Source organism: Bradyrhizobium sp. Pha-3, assembly GCF_042258615.1.
Classification (GTDB): Bacteria; Pseudomonadota; Alphaproteobacteria; order Rhizobiales; family Xanthobacteraceae; genus Bradyrhizobium.
Map to the genome: position 1 here is coordinate 8,758,360 of NZ_CP170152.1, position 14,463 is coordinate 8,772,822.

Sequence of the window (14,463 nt, forward strand, 5' to 3'; positions counted from 1 at the left end):
CATGGCATCAATTGAGCCAGGAACAGGCGGCGCAAGACTGCCGTTCCGGAGGAGGGAAATGTGCCGGTTCGTTATTACGACTGGATCGCGCATCATCGCCGGCGCACGCCGGACAAGATGGCGCTTGTCGATCTCGCAAGCGGTCGTCGCTTTGGCTATGCGGAGCTCGACGCCCGCGTGTCGCGGCTCGCCACCTGGCTGCGCGACGAGCTGAAGGTTGCCAGCGGCGACCGGGTCGCGGTGCTGGCGCTGAACACGACGGATACGCTGGAGATCCAGTTCGCCTGCTTCCGGATCGGCGCAGTCTTCCTGCCGCTCAACACCCGCCTCACCGTTCCCGAGCTGCGCTACATCACGGGCGACGCCGCGCCCAAGGTGATGATCCATGACGACGAGCTCGCCGAGGCCGCGCTTGCGGTCGCAAAACTGTGCGATGTCGCCGCCACGGTGCGGCTCGGCCCGGGCGGTGCCTATGAGGCCGGCATCGCGGCGGCCAAGCCGCTCGAACGGTTCGAGGAGGTCACGCTCGATGACATCTCGACCATCATGTACACCTCGGGCACCACCGGCCAGCCCAAGGGCGCGATCATCACGCATGGGATGACGTTCTGGAATTGCGTCAATCTCGGCGGGCCCGCTTACATCTCGCCGGCCTCGGTGCTGCTGACGGTGCTGCCGCTGTTCCACACCGGCGGGCTGAATTGCTACACCAATCCGGTGCTGCATGCCGGCGGCACGGTGCTGATCATGCGCGCGTTCGATCCCGGCGAGGCGCTCAAGCTGATCGGCGATCCCTTGCAGGGCATCAACGTGTTCTTCGGCGTGCCCGCGATCTACCAGTTCATGGCGCAGCACCCGGCCTTCGCATCAGTGGATTTCAGCCGCCTCGTGATCGGCGGCGTCGGCGGCGCGCCGATGCCGGTGCCGTTGCTCAAGACCTGGGAGGCGCGCGGCGTGGCCCTGCAGCAGGGCTACGGCATGACCGAGACCTCGCCGGCAGTGATGGTGCTCGACCGCGAGGATGCCGCGCGCAAGGCCGGCTCGTCCGGCAAGCCGGTGCTGCACACCGAGGTCCGGATCGTGCGGCCCGACGGCAGCGATGCCGCGGTCGGCGAGCTCGGCGAACTCTGGGTCAGGGGCCCGAACATCACGCCGGGCTACTGGAACCGGCCGGACGCCAACGCCTCCTCCTTCACCGACGGCTGGCTGCACACCGGCGACGCCACGCGGATCGACGAGGAAGGCTTCTACTACATCGTCGACCGCTGGAAGGACATGTACATCTCCGGCGGAGAGAACGTCTATCCGGCCGAGGTCGAGAGCGTGCTTCATCAATTGGCTGCCGTCGCCGAGGCCGCCGTCATCGGCATCCCGAACGAGCAATGGGGCGAGGTCGGGATGGCCGTGATCGCCGTGAAGCCGGGCCATACGCTGACGCCGGCCGAGATCCACGCGCATTGCCAGGCCAATCTGGCGCGGTTCAAATGCCCGCGCCTGATCGAATTCATCGATGCCCTGCCGCGGAATGCGACAGGCAAAATTCATAAGCCGACGCTCCGGCAGCAATTCAGCCAGCCGAAGCCGACCGATACTGCCGCATGATCCCGCGGACGCGCGTCGCGTCTCCCTGGCCATGTCGAGAGAAGTGTTGCCCGCAACCGTCTGCCGGGACCGGCTGCGGGTTCGTTGCGTAAGTCCCCAACCAGAATAGATCGAGGAAATTGCCTTTATGAAAACCACAAAACTGTCGCTGCTGGCCGCGGCCGCAGCGCTCTGCCTGCTCTCCACCCAGGCCGCCTTTGCGCAAAAGAAGTATGACACCGGCGCCTCCGACACCGAGATCAAGATCGGCAATGTCGAGGCCTATAGCGGTCCAGCCTCCGCCTACGGCGTCATCGGCAAGACCGAAGAAGCCTATTTCAAGATGATCAACGATCAGGGCGGCATCAACGGCCGCAAGATCAACTGGATCTCCTATGACGACGGCTACTCGCCGCCGAAGACCGTGGAACAGATCCGCAAGCTGATCGAAAGCGACGAGGTTTTCCTGGTGTTCAACGCGCTGGGCACGCCGACCCAGACCGCGGTGCAGAAGTATCACAACGCCAAGAAGGTGCCGCAGCTCTTCCTCGCCACCGGCGCCAGCAAGTGGAACGATCCGAAGGATTTCCCGTGGACCATGGGCTTCCAGCCGAGCTATCGCGTCGAGGCGCGGATCTTCGGCAAGTACATCCTCAAGGCCAAGCCGGACGCCAAGGTCGCGATCTTCTATGCCAACGATGATTTCGGCAAGGACTACCTGGTCGGCCTCAAGGAGGTGCTCGACAAGTCGAGCGTCAAGATCGTCGCCGAGGAAAGCTACGAGACAACCGAGCCGTCGATCGATTCCCACATCGTCAAGCTGAAGGACACCGGCGCCGACGTGTTCGTCAACATCTCGACGCCGAAGTTCGCGGCGCAGGCGATCAAGAAGATCGCAGAGCTCGGCTGGAAGCCGATGCAGGTGATGACCGACGTCTCGATCTCGATCGGCGCCGTCATGAAGCCCGCCGGCCTCGAAGCGTCCGAAGGCGTTCTGTCGGCCGGCTACCTCAAGGATGCATCCGATCCGCAGTGGAAGAATGACGAGGGCATGAAGAAGTTCATGGCCTTCGCCGAGAAGTACATGCCGGGCGCCAATCTGTCCGACGCCAATCTGGTCTATGGCTACGCCGCGGCGCAGACCATGGTGCAGGTGCTGAAGCAGGCCGGCGACAACCTGACGCGTGAGAACGTGATGAAGCAGGCCGCCAGCCTGAAGGACTTCACGCCCGACACGCTGATCCCCGGCATCCGGATCAACACCAGCGCGACCGACTTCGCTCCGGTCGAGCAGCTCAAGATGATGCAGTTCAAGAACGGGCAATGGGAGTTGTTCGGCGACATCATCAGCGCCGAGACCGGCGGCTAGCGCTACGCTGGCACGACGAGCAAACTGTGTCGCGAAGCCGCCCATCCGGGCGGCTTCGTTGTTTCGGCAAGCACTCTCACCGTCACCCTGAGGAGCCGCGCAGCGGCGTCTCGAAGGGTCGACGGCCCCTGCTGGTGGCCGTGCATCCTTCGAGACGCGCTACGCGCTCCTCAGGATGACGGGATTGGCATCGTGAAGTTGACGTAAGCCGGTCGATTACCCCGGCAGGAAGATCGCAAACGGCTCGTCGATCGTGCGGCGCAGATGCTCGCGATAGAGGGCGTAGTTGGCATCGTCAGCCGACACCCGGCCGAGGCTCGGCCTGGGTACGTTCTTCACCGGCAGGAACGCGATCGGCGCGGCGACCGGCGTCAGCAGCGAGCCGCGGCCGGCGAGCAGCGTCGTGATGATGCCGTACATCTCACCGGAATTGCGCGGACGCGAGACCGTGATCACGCGATGCTGCCCATGCCGGTTGGTGACGAGATAGACGAAGCCGGATTCATTCGGCACCGCCACCTCGCCATACTGGGTGTAATCTGCATCCTGCCGCTCGCCCTCGCGGAAGCCGAGCGCTGATGCCGCATCGTCCCAGGTGATCTCCGTCCGATAGGCATAGACCGCGCCCTGCTCGCCGAACGACGGGCGCACCGTGATGTAGGTCCCTTCGATCCGCGCCACCGAGCGGCGTGAATAGGATCCGAGGCTGTCGGGCGCGATCCCGCCATTGGCAGGTGCGGCCACACTGATCGCCTCCGGCAGCTTGCGCAGCGACACGCCGAGCGCCTGCTCGAGCCGCACGGTGGTCGCCAGCGTGAACGGGCGGCGGCCGCCGAGCACCTTCTCCAGTGTCGAGAGGCTGAGCTTGGCCTGCTCGGCCAGCGTCTGCCGCGAGATGCGGCGGCGCGCGATTTCCTCGCGAATGGTCTCCGCGACCTGCTGGCTCTGCTCGGCGGAAAGCTGCTTGTCCGGCGTCGGCATCGTGATTCCTGCCCGGTTCCTCTTGATTCCGCGCAGTCTAGCAGACCGGACAATCCATCACAAAACCGCACAAACCCGCCTCGGCCGGCGGCGGACCGCGCCGGACGGCGGCCGATCATTGCCGATCATTCTGCTCGCGCCAAAACCGCCGTTCTCCATGATCGCGAGGCAGCGAAAGTCTCGCTCGGGAGTGACGAAAATGACGATTTACGATACATGTGAGAGCAGCCCGCAGATCCGCCTGTCGCGCCGGATGCGCATTGCGCTGTTCTTCCTGGTGGAAGGTGTCGCCGCACTGGCGATCGGCTTCGCGGCGCTGTTCGTGAGTTTTGATCCGGTGTGGTCGGCCGAGCTGCCGCAACAGGCGGTGCTGCGGCCGAGCGAGGCGCGCTCCGGCTCGCTGCTGTTCAAGACCGACGACGGCTATGCCGATGCAACCAGGCTCGGCATCGATGTCGACCTCACCGTGTCGGGCCCGACCGTTCGGGCCCGCGTCACGCAGATCTTCCGCAACCCGACCAAGGACTGGGTGGAAGCGACCTATGTCTATCCGCTGCCGGCCGGCGGCGCGGTCGACACGCTGAAGATGGTGGTCGGCGACCGCATCGTGGTCGGCGACATCAAGGAGCGGCAGCAGGCCCGCGCGATCTACGAGCAGGCCAAGCAGAATGGCCAGAAGGCGGCGCTCACCGAGCAGGAGCGGCCGAACATCTTCACCAACTCGGTCGCCAATATCGGCCCCGGCGAAACCGTGCTGGTGCAGATCGAGTATCAGGAGCCGGTGCAGCAGAACGGCAACGAATTCTCGCTGCGGGTGCCGATGGTGGTCGGCCCGCGCTACAATCCGCGTCCGGTGGTGCAGAGCGTCGACCTCCGTGCCGACGGCAGCGGCTGGGGCGCCACGTCAACCGATCCGGTGCCGGACCGCGATCGTATCGCCTCCGAAGTGCTCGATCCCGCGACAAATGCGCCGGTCAATCCGACCAACATCACGGTGCACCTCAACGCCGGCTTCCCGCTCGGCGAGGTGAAGAGCCATTTCCACCAGGTCGGGATCGAGAGCCCCGACAGCACCACACGCATCGTCAAGCTCGCCGAAGGCCCGGTGACGGCCGATCGCGATTTCGAACTGACCTGGAAGCCGGCCGCCGAGAAGGCGCCGTCGGTCGGATTGTTCCGCGAGCATGTCGGCAATTCCGACTATCTGCTGGCCTTCGTCACCCCGCCATCGGTCGAGCAGGCGCAACAGAAGGCCCTGCCGCGCGAAGTGATCTTCGTGATCGATAATTCCGGCTCGATGGGCGGCACCTCGATCATCCAGGCCAAGGCGAGCCTTATCTACGCACTCGGCCGCCTTCAACCGACCGATCGCTTCAACGTGATCCGCTTCGACGACACCATGGACACGCTGTTCCCGGCACCGGTCGCCGCCAACAGCAGCAATATCGGTAACGCGACGGCGTTCGTCAGCGCGCTGCAGGCCCGCGGCGGCACCGAGATGGTGCCGGCGATGCGCGCAGCGCTCTCCGACACCAACCATGACGACGCCGACCATGTCCGGCAGGTCGTGTTCCTGACCGACGGCGCGATCGGCAACGAGCAGCAATTGTTCGAGACCATCAGCGCGCTGCGCGGTCGCTCACGGATCTTCATGGTCGGCATCGGCTCGGCGCCGAACACCTATTTGATGACGCGCGCTGCCGAGCTCGGCCGCGGTACCTTCACCCATATCGGCTCGGTCGAGCAGGTCGACGAGCGGATGCGCGACCTGTTCGCCAAGCTGGAGAATCCCGCGGTGACGAACCTGTCCGTAAAGTTCTCCGAGGCGACCGCCGACCTGACGCCGTCGGCGCTGCCCGACGTCTATCGCGACGAGCCACTTGTGCTGGCCGCGAAGCTCGACAAGCTTGCCGGCTCGGTCGAGATCAAGGGCCGCATCGGCGACCGTCCGTGGAGCGTGACACTGCCGCTTGCGAATGCCGCCGAAGGCAAGGGCCTCTCCAAGCTGTGGGCGCGCCGCAAGATCGCGGATGCCGAGGTTGCGCGCACCACGCGGCAAGCGAGCCCGGAGGACGCCGACAAGACCATCCTTGCGCTGGCGCTGGAGCATCAGCTTGTGACGCGGCTGACCAGCCTCGTTGCGGTCGACAAGACGCCGAGCCGTCCCGAAGGCGAGCCGCTCAAACTCTCCGAACTGCCGCTCAACCTGCCCGCGGGCTGGGATTTCGCAAAGGTGTTCGGCGAGCGTCCGCGCCTGCCGGCCGCACCGACCGAGCGGCGCGCTGACGCAGCCGACGGCAAGGTGCAGCTCGCCGCGCTGAAGCGGTCACCGGTCGCGACGCAAGGTCCCGGCACGATCCAGCTGCCGAAGACTGCGACCGATGCCGAATTGAAGATGATCGCGGGTGTGATCCTGCTCACGGTCAGCCTTCTGCTTCTGGTGTTCAACCGGCGTCAGACGTCGTCCCACTGACGTCGGATGAAAGGAGGAGGTGCCCCCGACCTCCTCTTTCAAGAGCGCGCGCGGCCTTCTCACCCGTCCCCCCGGGGGCCGCGCGCGCCACTTCTCTCACCAAGCGTCATTGCGAGCGAAGCAACGACCCGAGCAGAACAAGATGCGCCGCTTCATCCTCCCGCTCGCCTTCGCCCTCGTCGGCCTGATCCTGTTCGGCCAAGGCGCCTATATCCACGCCAAGGCAGTGCTTGCGCAGCTGCTGCTGGAGCGCGCCTTCGCACAGAGCATCGCGACCGGACATCCGGTGAAGCCGTGGCGCTGGGCCGATACCTGGCCGGTGGCGCGGATCGAGGTGAAGCGCCTGCACGCGTCCGCGATTGTGCTTGCCGGCAGCAGCGGCCAGGCGCTGGCGTTCGGTCCCGGCCATGTCGAGCAGAGCGTCGATGCCGGCGAGCCGGGCGTTGCGGTCTATTCCGCGCATCGCGACACCCATTTCCGCTTTCTGAAAGATGTCACAATTGGCGACGAGATCGACGTCACGAGAAGCAACGGCAAGATTTTTCGCTACCGGGCCGATCGCAGCTCGGTCGTCCGCTTCGACCAGTCCGGCATCGATCCGCTCACCGACCGCTATGAACTGGTGCTGTCGACCTGCTGGCCGTTCGACGCGCTGACGTCCGGCCCCGAGCGTTATCTGCTGCACGCAACCATGATCGAACCGGATTCGAGCTTACCCGAATCAGGTTCCTGATCCGCACCGATTTTGCGCCTGCCGGGATATTGCAAGCGATGGCCTGACTTGCGCCAGCGTGAGTTGCTACCCCCTTCCATCGGCCATAAAAACAATGAAAAATCACGTTCTGCGGTGATCCGCCGTGGGCCAGAGGAAACAAGCAGAACAAGGATAAGGGCAGGCTCCATGGAAGCTTTCGCAGGCACCGCGTCACATTCGTCCCGCAAATGGGCACCGCCCGCTGACGCCAGCGACATCGTCAAGAGCATCCATGCGATGCTGCATCCGCGCAACATCGTGCTGGTCGGTGCCACCGACAAGCCCGGCAACTACGCCGAACGCATCTGGAACAACCTCATCAAGTACCAATATGCCGGCGGCCTGTTTCCGATCAACGCCAAGCGCGAAACGATCTGGGGCGTCACCTGCTACAAGGATTTTGCCAGCCTTCCCGAGAAGCCCGACCATGTGCTGGTGCTGGTGCCGGCCCGCTTTGCCGTGCAGGTGATCCGCGACGCGGCCGCCGCCGGCGCCCGCTCGGCGACCATCGTCACCTCCGGCTTCAGCGAGCTGCAGGATGAGGAAAGCCAGCGGCTCGCGGAGGAGCTGAAGCAGGCGATCGAGGAGACCGGACTTGCGGTCACCGGTCCGAATTGCCTCGGCAATCTCAGCGCCGGCGAGAACCTGTTCACCAATATCGACGACCGCATTGTCACCATGGAGCCGGGCGCGGTCGCGATCGCCGGCCAATCCGGCGCGATCGTGATGGCGATCCGCCAGGCGCTGGAGGATCGCGGCGTCGGCGTCGGCTACATGGTCACGACCGGCAATGAATCCGGTCTCGAGACCCCGGACCTGATGAGCTATTTCGCCGCCGACCCGAGCATCCGCGTCATCGTGGTCTATCTCGAAGGCGTCAGGAACACAAAGGTGTTCCGCGAAGCTTGCAAGGCCGCGCGCGCCGCGGGCAAGCCGGTGATCGCGCTCAAGCTCGGCGCCTCCGAAGGCGGCCGCGCTGCTGCGATGGCGCATACCGGCGCGCTGGCCGGCTCGATCGAGACATTCGATGCGATCTCGACCCGCGAAGGCGTGATCCGGGTGCGCGGGCTGGATGAACTGATCGAGACCACCGAGTGCTTCGTCCATGCCGATCCGCCGAAGGGCAACCGCCTCGCGGCGGTGTCGTTGTCGGGCGGCAAGCGTGGCCTCTTGATCGACGCGTTCTATTCCGCCGGCCTGAACTTTGCGCCGCTGAGCCCGAATGCGTCGGAGCAATTGGCGAAGATGCTCGGCCCCGGCAGCATCGTCGGCAATCCGCTCGATGCCGGCTTCGCCGCGGTGGTCGATCCCTCCGTCTACATGAAGTCGATCAAGATCATGATCGACGATCCCGACACCGACGTCGTCATCATCGATGCCGAGCTGCCCAAGGCGCCGCATGAGCTGCGCGAGCGCAATCTGAAGATCGTCAACGAGATGGCAGGCCAGGCCAACAAGCCGGTGATCTATATCAGCGCGATGTCGATCGGCTTCACCGAATTCACCAAGGGACTGCGCAAGTCGCTGCCCGATATTGCAGTCATGCAGGGTCTCGACCGCGCGGTCGGCGCGATCAAGTCGCTGATCGAGTACGCAGGTCTGCGCAAGGAAGTGCCCGACATCGTGTCGAGCTCGAAGGCGTCCGCACGCGCGGTGCTGGAGAAGACGCTGAAGGCCGCCAACGGCGCCGCCGCGCTCGACGAGGTCGCCTCGAAGCAGCTGCTCAAGGCCTATGGCATCCCGATCTCGAAGGAAGACGTCGCGCAGACCGCGGCGGAGGCGGTGAAGATCGCCAAGGCCATCGGCTTCCCGGTGGTCGCGAAAGTTGTCAGCCCCGATATCCTGCACAAGTCGGACATCGGCGGCGTGGTGCTGAACCTTGCCAACGCCGCCGAGGTGAAGAAGGCGTTCAACGACATCACCGCGCGGGTGAAGAAGCTGAAGGGCAAGCCGAAGCTCGAGGGCATCCTGATTGCGCAACAGGTCAAGGCCGACCTCGAGCTCGTGGTCGGCGCCTCGCTCGATGCCGAGATGGGCCCCGTGGTGCTGTTCGGCACCGGCGGCGTCGATATCGAGCTGATGAAGGACGTCGCCCTCGCCGGCGCGCCGCTCGATGCCACTGAAGCGAAAGAGCTGATCGCCAAGACCAAGGCTGGCGTCAAGCTGAAGGGCTATCGCGGCAAGCCTGCGCTGCACGAGCCATCGGCGGTGAAGGCGCTGGTCGGGCTCTCCAACCTGATGGCCGACGCCAATGGCCGCATCGCCTCGATCGACGTCAATCCGTTCCTGATCAACAGCAAGCTCGGCGTCGCCGTCGACGGCCTGATCGTGCTGAACAACGCCGCCGCGAACAAGGCGGCGGGGCATTAGGGTTCAGCACGCGCGCGTCATACTCTCTCCCCGTCATCCTGAGGAGCCTGCGCAGCAGGCGTCTCGAAGGATCGACGGCCACCAGCCGGGCCGTGCATCCTTCGAGACGCGCTATGCGCTCCTCAGGATGACGGAACTTTGAGCGCGTCGGCTGCTCGACCAGCGCACCGCGCACTAGAACCCCGCGCCCCACTGCAGCGCGGTCTGCATCACCCAGTCGCGATAGAGCGTGAGCGGCGTCACCCCGGTGATGCCGCCGCAACCGGCGGTGCCGTTCGGGCCGGTGGACCAGCTCACCACGCCGACGATAACAGGTCCGCCTTGCTTGTCCTCGAACACGGGCGCACCGGAATCGCCGGTGCAGGCGCCGAGCCCGTCGCGCACGCCCTGCCCGACCGGATCGACCAGACGGATCTGCAGCGTGCCGGGTTTGCCGCTCGCGATCAGGCCGGCGACACGAATGCTGCCGCCGCTCTTGCCGTCGCCACGCACGGTGACACCGACGCCCGCGACGGTGAAGCGGCCGCCGACCTGGATCGGAATGTTGGGCATGCCGAGCGCGGCCGGCGCCTTGCCTGCGGCTGGGACCGCAAGCTGTAGCAGCGCCACATCGGCGGTCGCCACATGATTGGTCATCGCCTGCATCCGAAAGCCGGGATGGATCGCAACCGTCTTGACGTCCTGCAGCTTCGGTTGCCGGTCCGGCCCATAGTCGACGATCTTGTAGTCGGCACCGGGCTGCACGCAATGCGCCGCGGTCAGCACCACCTTCGGCGCGATCAGCGCACCGCTGCAGAAATTACCGCGTGAGCCGACGATGGTGACGACGGCGCGCGCGACGCCATCGGTCGACGGCGCGCCACCACCGACGATCGCGAAGGCCGGCGTTGCCACCAACAGGGTCAGAAAGGCTGTCGCTCGAATCAATCTCGTCATGGAACCCTGTCGATCTGCCTGAACCTAAGCACATGCGAGGCGCGGCATTGCGTCGCTCACGCCACATATCCGAACACGCAATGTTGTACAGAGCATCCGCGCCCACACGCGTCAATTATCTAAATATCTAGCCGTCGACGACTACGGCGTTGAAGTCGCCTTCAGATTTCCTGCATCGCCATCGCGCGCACGCGCCCCGTCATCGTCTTGTCGCGATATGCAACACATCAGATCGGGGGCTGCGCAATTCGCGACGATGCTCTAATGTGAACTGCATCTCTTGATCCGGCGCGCATCGACGCCGTAATTTCGATCCGACAACAATACAACCTCTGGCAGCGCGCCGCATACTTACCTTCATGACTTTCTGGATGCCGGTACCGTCGACCTACTGACGGCTTTCCATCCGCCATTTCGTTGAGTTCGAGGATAATATGAGGATCGCGGTCGTCACGCCGATCAGGCTGTTCAGCGAGGGGCTTGCCTCGAGTTTCCAGAACCACGCCGAGTTTGCCGTCGAGGCGGCGGTCGCCGATCTTGCTGGCCTGCGTGCGACCCTCGAGACCGGCAGTGTGAGTGTCATTCTGATCGACGTCACACAGGGCATCGATCTCGACGAGGTGCGCGTGATTGCGAGCGAGCATGCGGAGATCGCGCTGGTGGCGCTCGGCCTCAACGAGGACCGGCGCGACGTGGTCCGCTGCGGCCGGGCCGGGTTCAGCGGCTACATTTCCCGGAACGCCAGCTTCGACGAACTCTGCCGCGCCTTGTCGGACGTGGCATCAGGGCGGCTTGCCTGCAGCGCCGAGATTTCCGGCGGACTGCTGCGCGCGTTGTTTTGCATGGAGCGTCAGGCGGATACGATCGATACGGACCAGGGCCTGACGCGCCGCGAAGGCGAGGTCCTCAAGCTCATTGGGCAAGGCATGTCGAACAAGGAGATCGCACGCGATCTCAAGCTCAGTCTTGCCACCGTCAAGCATCACGTCCATCACGTGCTGCAGAAGCTCGGCCTGCCGCGCCGGGCCCAGGCGATGCGGCGGGTACGCGAAGCGCCGTGGCTCGCATCATCTGCGCCGGCTCTCGATCGCCGCCGCGAACTCGACTGACACCAGCGACCTGAATTCGACTTGACCGCAGCGCGTGCACGCATTGGTGCGGCGATGCGCGCGGCCTTGCACGCACGCATGCATGCGCATCACGCCGTGAAATCGATCCCGACTAGATCCTTTGATCGATCTTTCGAGGCGCAGGATCGATCTGATGGATCGGTCGATCCGTATCATCGGCTCGATCCTTTCTGATCCACCGCGGTGAATAGGCCTTTCGCGGCACAGCTGCCACAACAGCACCAACGCAGCGACATGCCGCTCTTTTCGCTCGCTGCACATTTGCAGATTGCCGTGGAAAGCGGATCGGCTGCGCGAATTCGCAGCGGATCGGCCAGGATCGATTTCATGAATCCAGTTGCCGATATCGCTGGTCTGACTGCCTTGTGGCAGAGAACGTCGGGTGGCGACCCCGCGGTGAAGATCGCGATCATCGACGGCCCCGTCGATCTCAATCATCCCTCGCTCAGGCAGGCCCGCGTCGCGATGGGCGGCGAATTCGTCGCGCCGTCGTCGTCGACGATCCAGTCCGAGCACGGCACGCATGTCACGAGCGTGCTGATGGGCACGCCCGGCAGCCCGGTGCTCGGGGTCGCGCCGAACTGCAGCGCAACCGTGTTCTCGATCTATCGCGAGAATGCCGCCGGGCAGATCGAACCGTCCTCGCAAAGCACATTGGCGCTCGCGATCAACCAGGCGCTGGCGGTGGGCGCCGACATCATCAACATCAGCAGCGGCCAGCAATCCGCGACGGGACAGGCCGATCGCATTCTGGTCGACGCGGTGCGCGCCTGCGAACGCGCGGGCAAGCTGATCGTCGCCGCTGCCGGCAATGATGGCTGCCGCTGCGTCCAGGTGCCGGGCAGCCTCGCTTCGGTGCTTGCGGTCGGCGCGTGCGACCTGGCCGGCAGTCCGCTGCCGTTCAGCAATTTCGGCGACGCCTATCTGGAGAACGGTATCCTGGCGCCGGGCGAGAACATCGCCGGCGCCTCACCGGTCCGCAGCGTCAGCCTGCGGTCCGGAACGAGCTACGCCACGCCGATCGTGACCGGCGTCGTCGCGCTGCTGCTCTCATGCCTGCGCCAGAACGGACGCAAGGCCGATCCGCAAGCCGTCCGTGCCGCGCTGCTCGAAACCGCGGTGCCCTGCCGCAACGACGGCAGCGCCTCGCGCTGCCTCGCCGGACGGCTCGATATTCCCGCGGCTGTCGCCGCCCTGCTTGGCGAGCAGGCGGACGCCGTCATGCCGTCGGGTGCCACGGCCGCGCCTCCCCGCTTCTGGGGAGTGTCCGCGCGCCCTTTCGTCCAACCGTCATCCGCCGCTCAGCCAACTGCAACCAGAGAGGGTTCCATGGGAGATCTATCAGCAATGTCTGCACCATCGGCTCCGCGCATATTCGGGCCGGACGGCTCGGTCCTGCGAAGCAGCGCCGGGATCATGCCAAGCGAGGCGCAGCCCGCCGCGCCGGCAGCACCTGCGGCCATGGGCGTCCCCGTTGATCACGGCGTCGTCGCAGCGCCGATCGCAGCGCCCGCGCCTTATCCGTATCACGCCCCCCATCCGGGCGGCGACATGGTCTGGATGCCGGCACCGGCACCGCAGATGGTGATGCCGCCGATGATGATGCCGCAGATGGCGATGCCAACGGCCGGCATGATGCCGCAAACCTGGCTGCAGCCGCAGCAGTTGCACGCGCTGATGCCGAGCAATGCGCTTCCCGTCGCAATGCCCCAGGCGCTGCCGATGTACGAGGCGCCCGCGGTTCGAGCCAGCGAGAAGAGCTGCGGCTGCGGCGGCATGCGTCCGCAGGGCGCAACGCCCGAGTCCACCGGTCAGCTCGCTTTCCCGATCGGCCGGCTGTTCTACGATTTCGGCAAGGAAGCCCGCCTCGACTACTTCGTGCAGGCGATCGCCAACTGGCGCGACAGCCTGATCGGCCGCGGCGATCCGGCGTTCGGACCGGAGCGCGATCACTCCGGCGATACCTCGGCGCCGTACAATCCGGCGATCATGGCGCGCTATCTGTTGAACCAGGCCGAAGGCGAGACCGCGACGCCGGCCGGCGCCGGCAACAACTTCCCCGACGCCGACGCCATCACCTGGACGATGACGATCGATTCGATCCCGATCTATGCGATCAAGCCGCTCGACGTGTTCGGTCTCGGGTTCTTCGCCGCGCTGATCCTGGCGCTGTGGCATCAGGAAGTCTCGCATGACGATCCCGCGACGACCCGCACCGTGGTGCTGGCGACGGTGGCCGCCGCCGACGCCGACGCACGACCGATCACACCACCCGCATTCCCGCCGCGCGGCGGCGTGGCGCGCGTCTCGATGGCCGGCTGGGTCGACAGCACCAACACGACCAAGCTGCTCAACGGCACGGTCGTTCCGACGCTGGTGACCGATTGGCGCGGCTTCTACCAGTGGGATCTCTACACGCTGTTCGGGCCCGACCCGACCACCTGGCCGGACGGCGCCGAGGGCTTCCTCGAGCGGATCTACAACGAATTCCGCAATGTCGGCCTTTCGCCGCAGGATCGCGCGCTGAACTACTCGGCGATGAACGCCTACAACACGCGGAAGATCTTCACCGACGTCGCCAAGAAGGGCTTGCGGCTCGACACCGTCGAAGTCGACCAGAGTCTCATCTGCCGTCCGGAATCGATTTGCCACGACGTAACCTACCGCTTCTTCAACCCGATGCAGGTCCTGACCCAGGCCCGCGAAGTCTATCAGTACACGATCGACGTGAGCGACGTGGTGCCGGTGGCGGTCGGGCCGCTGCGGCAGTGGCAGGTCTATTGACGCGATTGCTCCTCTGCGTCCGGAGGAGATCAGAACGTGGCGCGAATTAGCGTCACGTGGTCCGGGGGATCGACGCGATGAGCGA

Annotated in this window: 10 protein-coding genes; 7 read left to right on the top strand and 3 right to left on the bottom strand. The window is 65.2% G+C overall.

Annotated features, from left to right (window positions below):
* Nucleotides 1–60: 60 nt before the first annotated feature.
* Nucleotides 61–1,602 (top strand): long-chain fatty acid--CoA ligase, encoded by a 1,542-nt coding sequence (locus tag ACE10Z_RS40930; RefSeq protein ID WP_375785740.1) that lies wholly within the window; start codon nucleotides 61–63, stop codon nucleotides 1,600–1,602.
* 127 nt (nucleotides 1,603–1,729) lie between these two features.
* Nucleotides 1,730–2,950 (top strand): ABC transporter substrate-binding protein, encoded by a 1,221-nt coding sequence (locus ACE10Z_RS40935; RefSeq protein WP_375785741.1) that lies wholly within the window; start codon nucleotides 1,730–1,732, stop codon nucleotides 2,948–2,950.
* Nucleotides 2,951–3,166: 216 nt separating this feature from the next.
* Here ACE10Z_RS40935 and ACE10Z_RS40940 read toward each other — a convergent pair whose 3' ends face one another.
* Complete coding sequence (locus ACE10Z_RS40940; RefSeq protein WP_375785742.1) at nucleotides 3,167–3,931, bottom strand: multiprotein-bridging factor 1 family protein; 765 nt, start codon at nucleotides 3,929–3,931, stop codon at nucleotides 3,167–3,169.
* A gap of 199 nt (nucleotides 3,932–4,130) precedes the next feature.
* Between ACE10Z_RS40940 and ACE10Z_RS40945 the strand changes: the two genes are divergently transcribed.
* The 3 genes from ACE10Z_RS40945 to ACE10Z_RS40955 all read left to right on the top strand — a co-directional run bounded on the left by ACE10Z_RS40945 (nucleotide 4,131) and on the right by ACE10Z_RS40955 (nucleotide 9,528).
* Nucleotides 4,131–6,404, top strand: coding sequence for a marine proteobacterial sortase target protein (locus ACE10Z_RS40945; RefSeq protein WP_375785743.1), 2,274 nt, complete (start codon nucleotides 4,131–4,133; stop codon nucleotides 6,402–6,404).
* Between the two features lie 142 nt (nucleotides 6,405–6,546).
* Nucleotides 6,547–7,137 carry a class GN sortase gene (locus ACE10Z_RS40950; protein ID WP_375785744.1) on the top strand — a complete coding sequence of 197 codons (591 nt, stop codon included), beginning with the start codon at nucleotides 6,547–6,549 and terminating at the stop codon, nucleotides 7,135–7,137.
* 168 nt (nucleotides 7,138–7,305) lie between these two features.
* The gene (locus ACE10Z_RS40955) at nucleotides 7,306–9,528 is read left to right on the top strand and encodes an acetate--CoA ligase family protein (RefSeq protein WP_375785745.1); all 2,223 of its coding nucleotides are present in this window, start codon (nucleotides 7,306–7,308) and stop codon (nucleotides 9,526–9,528) included.
* Nucleotides 9,529–9,702: 174 nt separating this feature from the next.
* Here ACE10Z_RS40955 and ACE10Z_RS40960 read toward each other — a convergent pair whose 3' ends face one another.
* The gene (locus ACE10Z_RS40960) at nucleotides 9,703–10,464 is read right to left on the bottom strand and encodes a trypsin-like serine protease (RefSeq protein WP_375785746.1); all 762 of its coding nucleotides are present in this window, start codon (nucleotides 10,462–10,464) and stop codon (nucleotides 9,703–9,705) included.
* Between the two features lie 434 nt (nucleotides 10,465–10,898).
* Between ACE10Z_RS40960 and ACE10Z_RS40965 the strand changes: the two genes are divergently transcribed.
* On the top strand, nucleotides 10,899–11,573 hold the full coding sequence (locus ACE10Z_RS40965; protein WP_375785747.1) for a LuxR C-terminal-related transcriptional regulator: 675 nt from the start codon (nucleotides 10,899–10,901) through the stop codon (nucleotides 11,571–11,573).
* On the opposite strand, the gene ACE10Z_RS40970 is transcribed toward ACE10Z_RS40965, so the two are convergent.
* On the bottom strand, nucleotides 11,532–12,032 hold the full coding sequence (locus ACE10Z_RS40970) for a hypothetical protein (protein ID WP_375785748.1): 501 nt from the start codon (nucleotides 12,030–12,032) through the stop codon (nucleotides 11,532–11,534). The two genes, ACE10Z_RS40965 and ACE10Z_RS40970, sit on opposite strands and share 42 nt — an antisense overlap.
* Between ACE10Z_RS40970 and ACE10Z_RS40975 the strand changes: the two genes are divergently transcribed.
* Nucleotides 11,991–14,378, top strand: coding sequence for a S8 family serine peptidase (locus ACE10Z_RS40975; protein ID WP_375785749.1), 2,388 nt, complete (start codon nucleotides 11,991–11,993; stop codon nucleotides 14,376–14,378). The two genes, ACE10Z_RS40970 and ACE10Z_RS40975, sit on opposite strands and share 42 nt — an antisense overlap.
* Nucleotides 14,379–14,463 lie beyond the last annotated feature (85 nt).

Excerpts from the sequence above, each read along its gene's own strand:
- ACE10Z_RS40935 (WP_375785741.1), top strand. The coding sequence starts at position 1,730 with ATGAAAACCACAAAACTGTCGCTGCTGGCCGCGGCCGCAGCGCTCTGC.
- ACE10Z_RS40940 (WP_375785742.1), bottom strand. The coding sequence starts at position 3,931 with ATGCCGACGCCGGACAAGCAGCTTTCCGCCGAGCAGAGCCAGCAGGTC.
- ACE10Z_RS40945 (WP_375785743.1), top strand. The coding sequence starts at position 4,131 with ATGACGATTTACGATACATGTGAGAGCAGCCCGCAGATCCGCCTGTCG.
- ACE10Z_RS40950 (WP_375785744.1), top strand. The coding sequence starts at position 6,547 with ATGCGCCGCTTCATCCTCCCGCTCGCCTTCGCCCTCGTCGGCCTGATC.
- ACE10Z_RS40955 (WP_375785745.1), top strand. The coding sequence starts at position 7,306 with ATGGAAGCTTTCGCAGGCACCGCGTCACATTCGTCCCGCAAATGGGCA.
- ACE10Z_RS40960 (WP_375785746.1), bottom strand. The coding sequence starts at position 10,464 with ATGACGAGATTGATTCGAGCGACAGCCTTTCTGACCCTGTTGGTGGCA.
- ACE10Z_RS40965 (WP_375785747.1), top strand. The coding sequence starts at position 10,899 with ATGAGGATCGCGGTCGTCACGCCGATCAGGCTGTTCAGCGAGGGGCTT.
- ACE10Z_RS40970 (WP_375785748.1), bottom strand. The coding sequence starts at position 12,032 with ATGATTGAGATCGACGGGGCCGTCGATGATCGCGATCTTCACCGCGGG.